At 53.9% G+C, this 14,119-nt stretch carries 14 protein-coding genes; 11 read left to right on the top strand and 3 right to left on the bottom strand.

The window, feature by feature from the left end:
- Positions 1 to 5 precede the first annotated feature (5 nt).
- Both ACZ51B_RS09350 and ACZ51B_RS09345 read left to right on the top strand, forming a co-directional pair.
- Positions 6 to 710: a cytochrome c oxidase subunit 3 gene (locus ACZ51B_RS09350; RefSeq protein ID WP_464296978.1), complete on the top strand. Its 705-nt coding sequence runs from the start codon at positions 6 to 8 to the stop codon at positions 708 to 710.
- Positions 711 to 714: 4 nt separating this feature from the next.
- Positions 715 to 1,143 carry a cytochrome C oxidase subunit IV family protein gene (locus tag ACZ51B_RS09345; RefSeq protein WP_464296977.1) on the top strand — a complete coding sequence of 143 codons (429 nt, stop codon included), beginning with the start codon at positions 715 to 717 and terminating at the stop codon, positions 1,141 to 1,143.
- A 60-nt stretch (positions 1,144 to 1,203) separates the two neighbouring features.
- On the opposite strand, the gene ACZ51B_RS09340 is transcribed toward ACZ51B_RS09345, so the two are convergent.
- Both ACZ51B_RS09340 and purN read right to left on the bottom strand, forming a co-directional pair.
- A complete protein-coding gene (locus ACZ51B_RS09340; RefSeq protein WP_464296976.1) occupies positions 1,204 to 1,842 on the bottom strand; it encodes a lysophospholipid acyltransferase family protein in 639 nt (212 codons plus the stop codon).
- Entirely contained in the window at positions 1,826 to 2,458 is a 633-nt protein-coding gene (gene purN / locus ACZ51B_RS09335) for a phosphoribosylglycinamide formyltransferase (protein WP_464296975.1), read from the bottom strand. The genes ACZ51B_RS09340 and purN overlap by 17 nt, the downstream gene beginning before the upstream one ends.
- A 59-nt stretch (positions 2,459 to 2,517) precedes the next feature.
- Here purN and ACZ51B_RS09330 point away from each other — a divergent pair, with 59 nt between their 5' ends.
- The 3 genes from ACZ51B_RS09330 to ACZ51B_RS09320 all read left to right on the top strand — a co-directional run bounded on the left by ACZ51B_RS09330 (position 2,518) and on the right by ACZ51B_RS09320 (position 6,529).
- Entirely contained in the window at positions 2,518 to 4,953 is a 2,436-nt protein-coding gene (locus ACZ51B_RS09330) for a hybrid sensor histidine kinase/response regulator (RefSeq protein ID WP_464296974.1), read from the top strand.
- Positions 4,954 to 4,972: 19 nt separating this feature from the next.
- Positions 4,973 to 5,362: a RidA family protein gene (locus ACZ51B_RS09325; protein WP_464296973.1), complete on the top strand. Its 390-nt coding sequence runs from the start codon at positions 4,973 to 4,975 to the stop codon at positions 5,360 to 5,362.
- Between the two features lie 138 nt (positions 5,363 to 5,500).
- Positions 5,501 to 6,529 (top strand): LacI family DNA-binding transcriptional regulator, encoded by a 1,029-nt coding sequence (locus ACZ51B_RS09320; RefSeq protein ID WP_464296972.1) that lies wholly within the window; start codon positions 5,501 to 5,503, stop codon positions 6,527 to 6,529.
- Between the two features lie 40 nt (positions 6,530 to 6,569).
- Here ACZ51B_RS09320 and ACZ51B_RS09315 read toward each other — a convergent pair whose 3' ends face one another.
- On the bottom strand, positions 6,570 to 7,103 hold the full coding sequence (locus tag ACZ51B_RS09315) for a hypothetical protein (RefSeq protein WP_464296971.1): 534 nt from the start codon (positions 7,101 to 7,103) through the stop codon (positions 6,570 to 6,572).
- Positions 7,104 to 7,323: 220 nt separating this feature from the next.
- Between ACZ51B_RS09315 and ACZ51B_RS09310 the strand changes: the two genes are divergently transcribed.
- The 6 genes from ACZ51B_RS09310 (at position 7,324) to ACZ51B_RS09285 (ending at position 14,099) form a co-directional block, all read left to right on the top strand.
- Positions 7,324 to 8,241 (top strand): zinc-ribbon domain-containing protein, encoded by a 918-nt coding sequence (locus ACZ51B_RS09310; protein ID WP_464296970.1) that lies wholly within the window; start codon positions 7,324 to 7,326, stop codon positions 8,239 to 8,241.
- A gap of 184 nt (positions 8,242 to 8,425) precedes the next feature.
- Positions 8,426 to 9,298 (top strand): hypothetical protein, encoded by an 873-nt coding sequence (locus tag ACZ51B_RS09305; protein WP_464296969.1) that lies wholly within the window; start codon positions 8,426 to 8,428, stop codon positions 9,296 to 9,298.
- Positions 9,299 to 9,317: 19 nt separating this feature from the next.
- The gene (locus ACZ51B_RS09300) at positions 9,318 to 9,803 is read left to right on the top strand and encodes a SprT family zinc-dependent metalloprotease (RefSeq protein ID WP_464296968.1); all 486 of its coding nucleotides are present in this window, start codon (positions 9,318 to 9,320) and stop codon (positions 9,801 to 9,803) included.
- A 58-nt stretch (positions 9,804 to 9,861) separates the two neighbouring features.
- Positions 9,862 to 11,403: an NAD(P)H-hydrate dehydratase gene (locus ACZ51B_RS09295; RefSeq protein ID WP_464296967.1), complete on the top strand. Its 1,542-nt coding sequence runs from the start codon at positions 9,862 to 9,864 to the stop codon at positions 11,401 to 11,403.
- Complete coding sequence (locus tag ACZ51B_RS09290; protein WP_464296966.1) at positions 11,388 to 12,644, top strand: FHA domain-containing protein; 1,257 nt, start codon at positions 11,388 to 11,390, stop codon at positions 12,642 to 12,644. Before ACZ51B_RS09295 ends, ACZ51B_RS09290 begins: the two co-directional genes overlap by 16 nt.
- A 3-nt stretch (positions 12,645 to 12,647) precedes the next feature.
- Positions 12,648 to 14,099 (top strand): FHA domain-containing protein, encoded by a 1,452-nt coding sequence (locus ACZ51B_RS09285; RefSeq protein ID WP_464296965.1) that lies wholly within the window; start codon positions 12,648 to 12,650, stop codon positions 14,097 to 14,099.
- Positions 14,100 to 14,119 lie beyond the last annotated feature (20 nt).

Here is a 14,119-nt window from a genome sequence, read left to right as displayed (position 1 = left end):
TAAGAATGTCAGCTATTTCTCACGCACCCGATCACGGACACGAGCACGATCCAGATTCGCCGCTGCATCATCAGTTCGAGGATATCGAGCAGCAGAACGAGTCTTACCTCGTTGGCATGTGGACGTTCCTCGTTACCGAGGTGATGTTCTTCGGAGCTCTGTTCATGACGTACACGCTGTACCGATGGAACTATCAGGAAGACTTCTATCTGGCTCACGAGCACCTCAGCGTTGGGGTGGGCGCTCTCAACACGACGATTCTGTTGATCAGCTCCTTCACGATGGTGATGGCCGTTCAATCGGCTCAGCTTAAGAAGCGATGGCACGTCATCTCTTATCTTGCGATGACGGCAGCCTGTGGTCTCGCGTTTGTGGTGATCAAGCTCATCTTTGAGTACGCGCCCAAGATTGATGATAAGTTGTATCCCGGTGTGAACTTCACGCAGGATGCAGCGGTTCTTCACCACGCGAACCTCAATCATGCTCAGCTGTTTTACGGTCTGTACTTCGGCATGACCGGGCTCCATGCGTTCCACATCATCTGCGGTGTGGGTGTCCTCGGTGCACTGATGGTGCTGTGGTACAAGAAAGCTAAGAGCGTGGTTAACGACTATGTTCCTACGGAGATGGTTGGCCTTTACTGGCACTTCGTCGACCTGGTGTGGATTTTCTTGTTCCCACTGTTCTACCTAATGCCGAAACCCCACTAAAGCCATGTCAAGTTCATCGCACTCGCACCATATTGTTCCTACAAGAACCTACCTGGCGACGCTTGCCGCGTTGGGTGTTCTCATGGCTCTCACTGTTTGGGTTGCTCAGTTCAACTTGCCAGCGATGGGACCCTTGTCGGGAACAGTCGTCAATCAGACCGTTGCGCTGATCATCGCCTGCGTAAAGGCCACGCTTGTCGTGTCCATCTTCATGGGTGTTAAGTATCAGACTCAACTCACTAAGATGTGGGCTATTGTCGGATTTGTTTGGTTCTTCCTGATGTTCATCATGTTTGGTGACTACGGCATGCGCTCCCACGAGCACGTTCCAAGTTGGGAAACTCAGGAGGCAGCTGGTCTACCGAGAACTCCTTCGAAGGAAACCGGACCGATTGAAGATCTGAACCAGCTCAATGTCCACCCGAGACAGTAAGGGACCCGGCTAATAAGAAGAGGGAGTTGCTCATGGCAGCTCCCTTTTTTTGTTTGGTGTTTACTCACTTAGTTCGCGCAGTTGCCCTTCGATCCACGCCAGGATTTCTTCGGCGGGAACATCTTTCGTGAAGCTTCGTGGCTCTCCCCATACTGCTTCGATTGTTCTGAAGCAGGGGCGGGGGAAGAGGGAGCCATACGGCATGATCTTGTCGGTGTGTTTGAGCCCGAGGCAGATAACTGGGGCGTCTGTCATGCGTATGATGAGGGCAACTCCGGGTTTGATCTCTTGCAGCTCTCCGGTTTCGCTGAGCTGACCTTCGGGGAAGATGCAGACGGGGTCGCCTGCTTTGAGAAGAGTTGCGGCGAACTTGAGGGCGGCGCGATCAGGTTCGCCGCGTTTGACGGGGAACGCGCCTACGAGGCGAAGGATTGGTCCAAGGAGCTTCATCTCGAAGAGTTCGCTTTTGGCCATGAAGTGGATGGCTCGTGAGCATCCTAGTTGCACGAACGGTGGATCCACGTCTGCCAGATGGTTGGCTAAGATTAGGACGCCTCCTTGTTTTGGAACACGGTAGGCGCCGCGGACGCGGTATGGGCCAAAGACTACAAAAAACAGCCAACTGATCCCGCGGACCAGTGGCAACACCACGTAGCGACGAAAGGGTGGATGTGTTTGTGCTTCAGGTAGTTTGACCAAGAATGAGTCTCCTCAGAGCCTCGGGATAGGTTTGGTGCTCCAGGGCAAGAACGCGTTCAGCCAGTATAGCGGGAGTGTCATCTGGATGGACAGGACAATGCGACTGCATCAGAATTTCGCCTTCATCGTAGCGCTCATTGACATAGTGAACTGTGCAGCCTGATTCTGTGGCTCTGGCTTCCACGACTGCTTCGTGAACTTTCATCCCGTACATGCCGTGTCCTCCAAACTTTGGGAGTAGGCTCGGATGGATATTGAGTACGCGATTAGGGAATTTCTGAAGCACTTCGTTTGGGAGGAGTCGCATGAAGCCGGCGAGGCAGACCACTGTGGCGCCTTCTAGCGCTTTCAACAGTTCATACGTATAGGTTTCGCCTGCTGAGACAACCTCCACGCGAACCCCGGCTGCCTCTGCCCACTCGGTGGCTTGGGTCTTTTCTTTGGGGGAGACCACCACGTAGGGCTTTGCCGGGACCTTTCCGGATTTGCATGCTTCCACGAGTGCTTGCATGTTAGATCCACGGCCTTTGGAGCCGACGAGTATCGCTAAATTCTCTTCTTGCACAGTAGGGTCTGATCTTACTCCTTGCTTCAAATGGAGTGCATTGTTGCACATTTCACTAGGTGAGGAATTTGCCCGTTAAAGCCAAATAATTTAGCTGAAGGCTTATGTCGATGAACCATTACCCTCAGAGTAGCCTTCAGGCAAGCCGAGCCACAACCAGTGTGGGGCGGAGATTTATCCTCCTTTTTGGCATGTGCGTGGCTATATTTCTGGGACTTGCTCTGTTTGCCGAGCAACAGCAGGCCGCTCAGATTCGACACTTCAAGCATCAGATTGATGAGGAGCACTCGCTTTTGGTGGCTGCCTCTGCGCATGCGGATAGTCAGTTGGAGAATGCGTTTGTTGATAGCAACTCTGCGTGGGACGAGTTAACGGTTGCGATTAGACAGCGGGATGTTAAGTGGCTTCATCAGAACCTAGGACTCATTCTTGGGATGTTCAACACGGATGCCGTATGGGTCACGGATATCCGCAGGAAGTTTGTTTATACGAGTACGCGACCGCAGAAGCAGAATCTTTCGAAGCTCGAACTACCGTCTCAGCTTTGGGCTGAGCTGGAGAAACCCGGTCATTTCAAGACGTTTTATCTTCAGAAAGGAACGAGATGGCTACAGATTGTCGCGGCTGGTGTGACGACTTCAGCTGATGTGAAGCGGCGCTTGGCCCCGCAGGGGTTCATCATCGCCGTTCGGGACTTGGATGCTGCGGCCTTGTCTAAGCTCAGCAAAGCTGCTTCGTCATCAAAGTTATCGATTGTGCCGGTTGCTCATGATTCTTCACCGGTCAATTCGGAAGCTTGGAGCCATGTGCCTTTGAGGGACATCAGTGGCAAGACCATTGCCTTCATTAAGTTTGGGTACAGCACGGAGAGCATTGCCAGCATTCAAGCCGCTAACCGGAACATGATTGCCGGGATGATCGGATTTGGCGGCGGAATTGTGTTGCTTTTGGGATACACGCTCTTTCGTTGGGTGAGCCGGCCATTAAGACTTATTGCGACTTCGTTACGGGAGGACCGTGCCGATGTGGTTGCGACTCTTGCGGATAGCTACGATGAGTATGGAGCGTTGGCGCGGCTTGTGATTCAGCATCAGCAGCAGATCAACAGGACGCGGGTTGCTCTCCAAGAAGCCTCGTTGGCGCGTGAGGCGGAGGCGAATTCGAGTCGAGCGAAATCGGAGTTCTTGGCAAATATGAGCCACGAGATCCGGACGCCGATGAACGGGATTATCGGTGTCACGGATCTTCTGCTGACCCACGATCTTTCTGAGGAATCTCGTGAATATGTCGAGATGGTCAAGACCAGTGCTGCCTCGCTTACCTCGTTGATCAACGACATCTTGGACCTCTCGAAGATTGAGGCGGGGAAGCTTTCGTTGAACGAGATTCCGATGGACCTTTCGGCGTTGGTGGACGAGGTGGTGAGCTTGTTCCAACCGATCGCATCGCGAAAGGAGATCCAGCTCGGTTGGTCGATGCCGCTGAACGCGCCGTCTGCTTTTGTGGCTGATCCTGATCGGCTACGTCAGGTGCTTACTAATCTCTTGGGCAATGCGCTTAAGTTTACGGCTACCGGTACTGTCCAGGTGATGGTTGAGCCGGTGTATGTGGATAACGAGTCAGCCAAGATTGAGATATCGGTCATCGACTCGGGAATCGGCATACCTGAGGACCGGTTGGAAGAAGTTTTCAGTAGCTTCACTCAGGCGGATGGATCGACGACGCGCAAATTCGGTGGGACGGGGCTTGGTCTCACTATCAGCAGGCAGTTGGTTGAGCTGATGGGCGGATCGATTCGTGTGGAGAGTGAGCTTGGTAAGGGAAGTAAGTTTACGGTGTGCATTTGCCTCAAGCACCAAGAGTTTGTGGCCCCTTCCAGCCTGCCTTTGCGTGTGATTGTTGTCGGTGGTCCCAAAGCCGATGCCGATCAGTTGAGCCTTTTCCTTCTTCGGTCGGGGCATTCGCTTTGCGACTTGTCGAGTGCTTCTTCAGCGGATCTTGTGATGATCCTGGAGGAGAGTCACGGAGTTTTAGATTTCGATGCGAATCTGAGAAGGGTGAGGATTGGGCATGGTCCTGGGCTGGTTCCACTCCAGTCTCACCGAATCTTGGCAGCCTTAGAGCCGGAAGCCAAGGTCACGTCTACTCTTAGCCAGCTGTCGTATTCAGAGCAGAGTAATAGAATCCTGCTAGTTGAGGACAATGCGGTGAATCAAAAGGTGGCTGCGCGCATGTTGGAGATTCGGGGCTATGAGGTTGAGATTGCTTCCAATGGCCAGTTGGCTCTTGATGCGGTTCGTCGATCTAAATTCGACCTCATTTTAATGGATGTCCAGATGCCCGTGATGGATGGACTTGCTGCAACACGTGCTCTCCGCTCTGATGGATTTACGATGCCTGTTCTTGCTCTTACGGCAAATGCCATGAAAGGGGACCGAGAGTTGTGTCTTGAAGCGGGCATGGATGGGTACGTTTCGAAGCCGGTGCGGGCAGAAGAGCTTTACAAGGCGATTGAGACGATCCTTCATCCACGGATTGCTGCGTAGGGCGAAGTAATCTTCGTGGATGGTTGAGCGGCAGACGTTTTCATCAGGTTCTCCTTGGGAGCCAAAGGTTGGGTATTCGCGCGCTGTGCGTGTGGGAAGCCATGTGTTTGTATCCGGCACGACGGCTGTTGATGAGAACGGCGAAGTGGTTGGAGTGGGGGATGCTTACGTACAATCTCTCTATGCTTTACGCATTATCAAATCCGCACTGGAAGGGCTTGGTGCGAAGATGGAGCACGTGGTTCGCACGAGGATGTTTGTGACGGATATTTCACAGTGGGAAATGATTGGGAAAGCTCATGGTGAGTTGTTTTCGGAGGTCCGACCGGCCGCGACTATGGTCGAAGTCTGTCGCCTTATTCACCCTGAACTCTTAGTGGAGATTGAGGTGGACGCGATAATTCCATGAAGAAGTTCGTAAAACAACGATGATTTGCGCAGAAACGGCTAAAAACGGCAGACCTGGTACCTGAGTTCTCCCCATATTCAAGAAAGTTTGCTAAGATATTTGCAGCTTGAAAGAGCAAATTTATATTGAAGAGTTGTCTTGCGAAAAGTTACCAGTGCTGATGTAGCCAAACGGGCAGGTGTTTCAAGGACCACCGTCTCTTACGTTCTTAACGGTCGTAAAGACGTTGCGATTCCTGATGAAACGCGCAATAAGGTTTTTGAAGCGGCAGAAGAGTTAGGATATAAACCCAATATCTTTGCTCGAAGCTTAATTAAAGGCATTTCGCCCTATGTAGGCGTCGTAGTGTTTCGGCTTTCTAACAGTGCCGCTGCTGAGTTTATTTCCGGCGTGCAGGAGGTCTGTCATGAGCATGGCTACGGTGTGCTCGTTGCGTGTTCTAAATATGATTACACGGTAGAAAGACAAGAAGTTGAACTTTTACGCCAACAGGCCGCTGCGATTGTGGCGTGGCCGGTTGAGCCTATTGATCTGAGTTCGCAGTGTATCTGGTCGCAGGCGGCCAGGCACCTTCCCATTTGTCTTTGCTCGGAGCCACAGGGCAATAACGCGGGAATTGATTTCGTGTCGACTGATAACTTCCAGTGTGGTTATGCGCCGACTGAGCATTTTGTTAATGCGGGTCATAAGCGTATTGCGCATATTCGGGGGTTGGTCACTGCAAGTGCCAATATTCAGCGCGCGGCAGGCTATGAGGCTGCTCTTGAGAAGGGTGGATTGCCAAAGAGTCCAGAGCTTCTGGTGGGTAATTCCTACGAAGGGCAAGGGACTGATCAAGTGATTGATCAATTGCTGGCTCTGAAGAATCGGCCTACCGCAATCGTGTGCGCAAACGACTATATTGCTGCCGAGGCAATTCTTGCTTTGCGTTCCCGAGGAATTCGGGTTCCAGAGGATATGGCAATTTCTGGGGTAGGTAACGTGGATCTAGCCAAGTACCTACAGCTCACCACCACGGAGAGTTTTCACGAGAAAATGGGTCGAGATGCTGCTCGGATGGCGCTTGCCCGTGTTCAGGACATTCACCTCCCGGTCCAGGTGGAGCGTGGTTCCGTTGAACTGATAGTTCGGGAGTCTTCTAACTCTCGCTTTCCAGTGATGGTGTGATCTAGGCAGGGAGTTGCCCTCAACTCCCTGCATGGCTTTCTCAGGCAATGTGGGCGTTTGGTAGCCCGACGATCTGCTGTCTTGCCTCGGTTAGGGTTTTGCAGTACAGATCGAAACCTTCGCTGAGCTTTTGTAGGGTTCGTGCTTCCTCTTGATAGGGTTGCTGCGTGAAGGTGCTCGCGATGTAGTAGCTGAGTCTTCCTTGTCCAATTGGGTCGAGCAAGGCGTCGCGCCCGGCGGGGGACTTCAGGGTTTTGAGTTGCTCTGGGAAGAGTCCGGACCAGAACAGCAGGAAATCGCCGATGTACCGATGCACTTGACGCTCGCGGGCAAAGGAGTCTGCTTTCAGCCGGATGTCGCCTTCTGCGACCATGTCGGAGACCATGGTGACGGTTTGTCCGGATTTGTCCTTCAGTCCATACACCTTGTCTTGGTGAGCAAAATTCACCAAAAGTTCTGCAAGGTATTGCTCCACATCTTCTTCTGGATGTCCTATCTTCTCTGTCAGAGTGTCATGGACGATCTGTGCGAAGTACAGGTGAAGTGGGTTTCCATCGGTTGGGTTGTGTTGCATCTTCAAATTTCCTCCATGCTGTCTTTTCGACCGTCTCTATTTCGATTGACGTTTTGAACTGAAAACGAGAGGTCTTGTGTTGCTTGATTTTCCGTAAATCAAGCAATTTTGCTGACGTACGAGGTTGATGGTGAGTGAGTGGTCGTAGGGCGAAAGTTCCTCTGCAAGAATCGTTGAGTATTGCTGACCTATTTCGGTCTGAAATGCGTCATAAGAAGTAATGAAATGCGTTCGGTGCGGCAAACCTCTTGCGCAAGGTGCGGCGTTTTGCATGCACTGCGGCCAGCCTGCGGTGCAGGCGGCTCCCAGTGTTCCGCAGCCGACGGTGCCCTCTGGGTCCTACCAGGCGAATGCGCTTGGCAACGCATTTGAAGCTGAGAAGCGGAAAAAGACGACGATGGCCATTGTTGCTGGGGTGATCGTTGCGATCATCGCTATTGGCTTTGGGATCAAGGCTGCCGGTCAGTTGCAACTGGGTGGCCAAAGGCCTACGGATCCCAAGCTATCGGCCACTGGCACGCTTCCGACCCAGGTTTTGGAGAAGAGCGGCAATACCGGAACGGAGTCGCTTGGCAAAGTCGCTGAGAAAGCGGTGATGCCCAAGGATGTCGAGGACTGGCTTAAGCATCTCGAAAAGTGTGAGATTCAGAAAGAAGAGATCACCTTGAGACAGGAAGCGGACCTCAAGGTGTTTCAGGCGAAGCTCAACACTTTGGGTGCGGGCATTGACCAGGTCGATCTCTATGGGAAGTCGGACGAGGAAAGCAAGGCACCTAACGACATTACCGAGGGCAAGTTCCGGGATTTGAAGCCGGATTGGGAAAAGCTGATCACGTTCTTCAACAGCTATGCTCCTCCTGAAGAGTGTAAGTCTCTTGCTTCAGACTATAACGTTGGGCTCAATGGCATCCCGGATATGACGAGCGACATCTCGGACATCTTGAACAGCTTGTCGAATGGCGGGGACATCAGTGCTGCGCTTGATCGAGCGACGAAGATGAAGAACAAGAGCTATAAGATTGATCGGGCGTTTGCTCAGGCGGATGGTCGTTTGAACGACATCTGCAACAAATATGAGAAGCACAAGTGGTTCAACATCAAGACTGACGTGAGTGGCGGCGGGTTACTCGGTAAATAACACAGGGTAATTACTGATCGTTTGAGTGCCGATTCTAATACTGGGAGTTTTCTCCTAGGTGGGTGTGGCGAATATGTTCTGTAGCAGATGTGGGGTTCAGAGGCTTCAAGGGGATTCGGCCTGTAGGTATTGCGGGCAAGGGTATTACCAGCCCGGTAGTGGACGCAAGAAAGCGGTTGCCACTTTGACCTTTCTTGTGATTGGCGGACTTGCGCTTGCTTGGTGTCTTAAGCCGGGCGGCGTGTTGCGCTCGCCAGGGACCGCCTCTTCTCTGCATGGACTTTCCGCTAGCGGTACGGCACCGTCACCTAGTCTTGGGGCTGATGGGTCGATGAACATTGCGACCACGCTCATGGGTGGCGAACAGGCTCAGCAGGTGTTGGGCACTCAGGGGGAGGCTCCGAGCACCGAGCTGGCTGTTCATGCGAATAATTCTGCTCCGATGCTTCAAGCTTCTGGGACGCAGCCCGCGCCTCAGACTCCAGTGGACGCAGCGGGAATGCCGGATGACGTTCGCAAGTGGTTGGAACACCTCGCCCGCATCGAATCTCAGCGAAATTCAATTTGTGCCAAGCAGCTTGGTGAGGCGGCTTCCGAGATGGCGCATCTTCAGGCTACGGGTGGTGGGGCGGATATGTCCAGGCTGGCCGAGGGCGACGAGGATGCGATTCCTGATGAGCGAGCGGTACGGACGAACGAAGTGTCGGGCCAGACGAGTGGGATGCGACAATCATGGACTGCTCTCCAGCGCGACTTTGTGTCGTTGCCACCGCCTTCGGAGTGTGCTTCCATTGCGAGTAACTATCAGACTGTTCTTCGCGAAACAGCGACTATGATGACCGAGATCATGAGTGCTTTGAAGAAGTCTCAGACTGACCCTAATGGTGCTTTGTCGGTGTTGATGGGCATGCAGGGACAGAGTAAGGCACGCATAGGGGTACCGGCACGTCAGGCAGATGGATTGGTCGGAAATGTGTGCAGCCGGTATAAGACCACGAAGTGGTTCGACATCCAATCCGATATTGGAAGTGGGCTACTCGGGCGAATGGGGATCTAATCCCAGTACAATCTAGGGCGTGGTCGACTCCAAGCTGGTAGCGATTGCAGAGCACGCCCTAGACGAATGCTGCCGGGCGTTCCCCCTGGGCTACCGACCTCGAATAGCCTGGAAGTCTTATCGTGTCACCGCGGGCATGGCGTATTACCGACAAGGCGTCATTGGGCTCAGTTCTCGCGTTCTTAAGGACTCTGAGTCGGTTCGGGATACCCTTGTTCATGAGTATGCGCATCTGCTGGCTGTTCATCGGCATGGGCGGATGGCCGCAGGGCATGGGGAGCCTTGGAAGCGTGCGATGCAGGATTTGGGTCAGCCGCCGCGAGTTCGACACAACTACTCAGTTGAACGCAATGTGTCCCGTCAGCGGGTGATTTACCTTTGTTTGCGTTGTCAGACAACTATTGAGCGACCCAGACGTCTAACACGAGGACGTCGCTACTTACACGCCACTTGTGGCGGAGATCTCCGCTTGATTAAGGTGGAGCGGGTAACTGATAGTCAGTAGTTTCCGTAGAGTGAGACGGGTTGGGTTCCAATCTAATCTCCGCGCAGTGCGATAAATCATGTGGATAGCTACCGCCGAACATAGCCGAGCGATTGACCGTCGCTCCGAAGAAGAGTTCGGTCTCACGTCAAAAGTTCTCATGGAGCGGGCCGGTTTGGCCGTGTTTCGAGTGGTCAAAGAGCTGCTGCCCGAGGGCGGGCGCGTGACGATCTTCTGTGGAAAGGGCAATAACGGCGGCGATGGCTTTGTGGTCGCGCGGTTGGCTAAAGAAGATGGTTACCACGTAGAGTGTCTCGTCGCTGCTGCACCCGATGACCTTACAGAGGCGGCGGCTGAGCAGATGCGGATTGCACGAGCGCAGGGTGTGGAGCCGATCTACAGTGAGGATGCCCGGTGGCAGAAAAAGGCGGAGTGCCTGGGTTGCCGTGATCTGATTGTTGACGCCTTGCTCGGGACCGGGGCGAAGTGCGATGTGCGTGAGCCGATCAAGCAGGCGATCCAAATGATCAATCGAAGTGGCGTGCCGGTTGTGGCCGTCGACATTCCGAGTGGGATTTTCTGCGATACAGGCGAAGAACTGGGGGAGAGTGTTTGGGCGCTTCGTACCGTTTCGTTTGGACTGCCTAAGCCTTATATGTTTGAGGGAATCGGTCTTGAGCACTGCGGCTATTGGACCGTTGCCGAGATCGGTTATCCCAATGCGCTCCTGAATGAACCCACCGACGCTAAATTGGTGGAATCAGATTGGGTGGGGAGTCTGCTTCCCGAGAGACTTCGAGCCAGCCACAAAGGTGAGAACGGCAGTCTGTTGATTGTGGCCGGTTCTCGACACATGCGTGGTGCGGCTGTCTTGGCTGCCCGAGCTGCATTGCGAAGTGGGATTGGATTGGTAACCGTGGCAAGCGTGCCTGAGGTGTGTGATGCGGTCTCTAACCAACTCCCAGAAGCTCTTATATTGCCGCTGCCTGGCGAAGGGGGTGTTCTTGGGCGTGAGGCTGCGGAGGTGCTGCTCAGTGCCAATGTGAAATCTCATGGGGCTGTTTTTGGGCCGGGGATGTCTCATGAACCGCCCGTGTTTGAGTTTTTGGAGCGGATTTGGCGAGATTGGGATAAGCCTTGTGTGTTGGATGCGGATGCGCTGAACGTGATCGCTCAGGGGGTTGCTTTGCCTCAGGCGGAGTGTGTTCTCACTCCGCACCCAGGTGAGATGAGCCGGCTTCTTCATTGCAGCGTGGCGGAGGCTCAGTGCGATCGATTCCAGACGGTTGCTCAGGCAGTGAAGCAGTATCAGCAGTGTGTGTTGCTGAAAGGGCCGTACTCGATTGTGGGTGAGCCTGATCAGCCGAGCATGGTTAATCAGACTGGAAACAGTGGATTGGCATCCGGTGGAATGGGTGATGTGCTAAGCGGAGTGGTCGGAACTTTGCTTGCGCAGGACCTGCCAGGTTACTATGCAGCTTCCTGTGGAATGTACTGGCACGGGGCTGCGGCCGACATTTGCGCATCCACAATTGGGCCTATTGGCTACTGTGCTTCAGAAGTTGCTGACGCACTTCCTGCAGCACGCGCTAAGATAGTTACAGCGTGCGAACGAAAGTAGTCTTCCCCATGGCGTTACTCGGTCTGATGACAGTTCAGGCCTGGGCGCAACAATCGATAACTTTAACCGTTCCTTCAGAGGGCGAGTATGTGGCCTTTACCGGTAGCAATGCGCTGTCTGCGGCTCCTGCCGATCCTTTGCGTATTGAGAAAGGTGCGGGGTCGTTGCTGCCTCATACTGGGGACACCACCGCTTATGTGTGGGACAAGAAATCGGGCAACTTAGCTTCGAAACCTGTGGCGGAGGCCCTTAAAGGCTGGACGCTTCAGAAAAAGGATTTCAACCAGATTGCCCAGGTTCACATTCGGGTGGATCACGAAGGGAAGGCTGTGGCTGCTGCGGGCGTTGAGCTGAATGATGGCAAGCGGACGATGAGCCAGCTGATTGATCCTTCTGCCAAAGGGGAAGTTGAGTTCTTTGCCGTGAATCCGGGCAGTTTGAAGGTAACGGTTAAGGTTCGCTCGGGTGGGGCTACCAATCCGGTCACGCAGTTGTTCGATGTTAAGATTGACCACGCGGATGTCGTTCCGACCTTTAAGGTCTCGATTGCGGACGTTGTGGAGACGGTTGCCACGACCCAGGCTGGTTCTCAGAAGTCGGATCAGCCCGTTACGAAGTTGAATGCGGCGCCCGAGCCTACCAAGACCACTGAAAAACCTGAGCAAGCTCCAGGTGGATTTGGGAAGGTGATTGTGTTCCTGTTTGCCATCGCTTTTGCGGTGGGGATTGGATTCCTGGCGATGCACTTTATGAAGCAGAACCCCAAGGTTGTTCAGGACAACTTGGAGAAGCTTGGGGTGCAGATTCCGAAGCCTGGTGATGCTCCTGTTACGGATCCTGGACCGATTCCGATCCCTGCAAAACCCGAACCGCAGCAAAAAATCGTTTTAGACAACGCTGCTCCCGACCCAATTGTGCCTTTGACCCCGTCTATCCCCGTAGTTAGCGCACCTTCGAGTACGGGACCGACCCTCGTTTCGGAGAGTGGAGTGGGCTTACCGCTTCAAGATGCCGAAGTGATAGTGGGGCGAGAAGTGGGGCTTGGTGTGAGTTTGGCGAGCGAGAGCACGGTGAGCCGTCGACATGCGAAGTTGGAACGACAAGGAAACGATGTGATATTGACGGACTTAGGCAGCACGAACGGGACGTACGTGAATGGCGCGAAGGTGGAGACACCTGTTGTGTTGCGGGCAGGCGACGCTGTTCAGTTTGGGTCTGTAAGATTCCGATACGAGGCATAACTCATGGGTTCATTGCTCCTTAAATTCCTGGTTGGTGGCTGTGCGGGTCTGGTCGCTTGGGCGATTATGGAACCTTCGCACCCGCTGATGTCTGACCCGAGGTGGACGCAGTGGGAGGGCATGACTATCCTGCTTTTGGGAGCAATGATCGGCTTTGCTGTCGGCGGTCTGGAAGGTTTTACTCGCGGTGGGAAGCGGCACACGATCATCGGGGCTTCCATTGGGCTTGTATTTGGAGCGATCGGAAGCAGTTTTGGGATTGCACTCGGCGGTGGTATTTCGAAGGCGATCTTCGGGACGGCGCTCACGACTGGCAACCTGGTGACTCAAATGATGGCTCGCACAGTTGCCTTCATCCCGATGGGGCTGTTTTTAGGGGCCGCGATTGGTGCGAGTTCTTTTTCCGGTAAGCGCGCGATTCAAGGGGCGACCGGCGGAGCGATTGGGGCGGCGATTGGAGGGATGAGCTTCGACATCATCGGATCGATGACTGCTTCCGCCCAGCTATCGGCTCAAGGCATCAGTAGGGGGGAGGTGGGTGGTCCTTCGCGAGCCATTACGTTCCTGATCATTGGCGCGGGGATAGGTTTGTTCATTGGCCTGGTGGACCTTCTGGCGCGAAGTGCTTGGCTGCGGCTGAACCTTGGGCGGAAGGAAGGGAAGGAGTGGTCGATTGATGGCGCTCAGACGTTTATTGGACGAAGTGAGGGTGCGCAGGTGCCTTTGTTTGGTGATCCTAACGTCGCTCAGGTCCATGCGTCGATTTTGAAGCAGCAGGGACAGTATGTGTTGGTTGACGGTGGTTCGCCGATCGGAACTTATCTCAACGGTCATCGTATTCAGCAGGCTGTGCTTACACCGGGTAGTCAGATTCAGATTGGCGGCTTTTCGCTCACTTTCCTGGTGAAGGGTTCTCGAGCTCCTGTTCATGGTCCTGAGATGTATGGCAATCAGGGATATCCTATTCAGCACGGACACCCTCAGCAGCCTTATCCTCAGCAGCCCTACCCTCAGCAACCGGTGCAGCCTCAGCCTACTCAGATGGCTCCTGGGCAGCTTTATTCTGGGCAGGCGCAGCCGATGCCTTCGATGCCGACTCAGGCTTATACACCGAATCCGGCGGCGAATCAGACTGTTGCCTACAGTCCTGCGCAGGCTGGTGGGGTTCGATCGTTTGCTCTTGTGGCTGTGGATGGCCCGATGATTGGCCAAAGATTCCCCTTGGGCGGAGCGGTTGAGATTGGTAGGGAGGTCGCAGGGATTTTGCTTGCGGGGGATGCCAACGCTTCTCGGCGTCATGCGCAGGTGACTCCTTCTGCTGCGGGTGTTCAGGTGGTGGACATGGGCAGCACAAACGGCACGTATCTTAATGGACAACGTATCCAAAATGGTCAGGCTAACCCTGGCGATGTTATCAAGGTAGGGAGCAGCAGTTTTCGCGTGGAGGTTGCGTAGGGAGAGCCTACGCCAGATAA

This window comes from Fimbriimonas sp. LA-C6 (assembly GCF_055398105.1).
The sequence above is the reverse complement of the archived record's forward strand: the minus strand, read 5'-3'. Positions and strand labels throughout refer to the sequence as shown.

Bases quoted from the DNA above. Each gene is read 5' to 3' on its own strand.
- ACZ51B_RS09330 (WP_464296974.1), top strand. From the start codon at position 2,518: ATGAACCATTACCCTCAGAGTAGCCTTCAGGCAAGCCGAGCCACAACC.
- ACZ51B_RS09285 (WP_464296965.1), top strand. From the start codon at position 12,648: ATGGGTTCATTGCTCCTTAAATTCCTGGTTGGTGGCTGTGCGGGTCTG.
- purN (WP_464296975.1), bottom strand. From the start codon at position 2,458: ATGTGCAACAATGCACTCCATTTGAAGCAAGGAGTAAGATCAGACCCT.
- ACZ51B_RS09295 (WP_464296967.1), top strand. From the start codon at position 9,862: ATGTGGATAGCTACCGCCGAACATAGCCGAGCGATTGACCGTCGCTCC.
- ACZ51B_RS09310 (WP_464296970.1), top strand. From the start codon at position 7,324: ATGAAATGCGTTCGGTGCGGCAAACCTCTTGCGCAAGGTGCGGCGTTT.
- ACZ51B_RS09350 (WP_464296978.1), top strand. From the start codon at position 6: ATGTCAGCTATTTCTCACGCACCCGATCACGGACACGAGCACGATCCA.
- ACZ51B_RS09315 (WP_464296971.1), bottom strand. From the start codon at position 7,103: ATGCAACACAACCCAACCGATGGAAACCCACTTCACCTGTACTTCGCA.
- ACZ51B_RS09325 (WP_464296973.1), top strand. From the start codon at position 4,973: ATGGTTGAGCGGCAGACGTTTTCATCAGGTTCTCCTTGGGAGCCAAAG.
- ACZ51B_RS09345 (WP_464296977.1), top strand. From the start codon at position 715: ATGTCAAGTTCATCGCACTCGCACCATATTGTTCCTACAAGAACCTAC.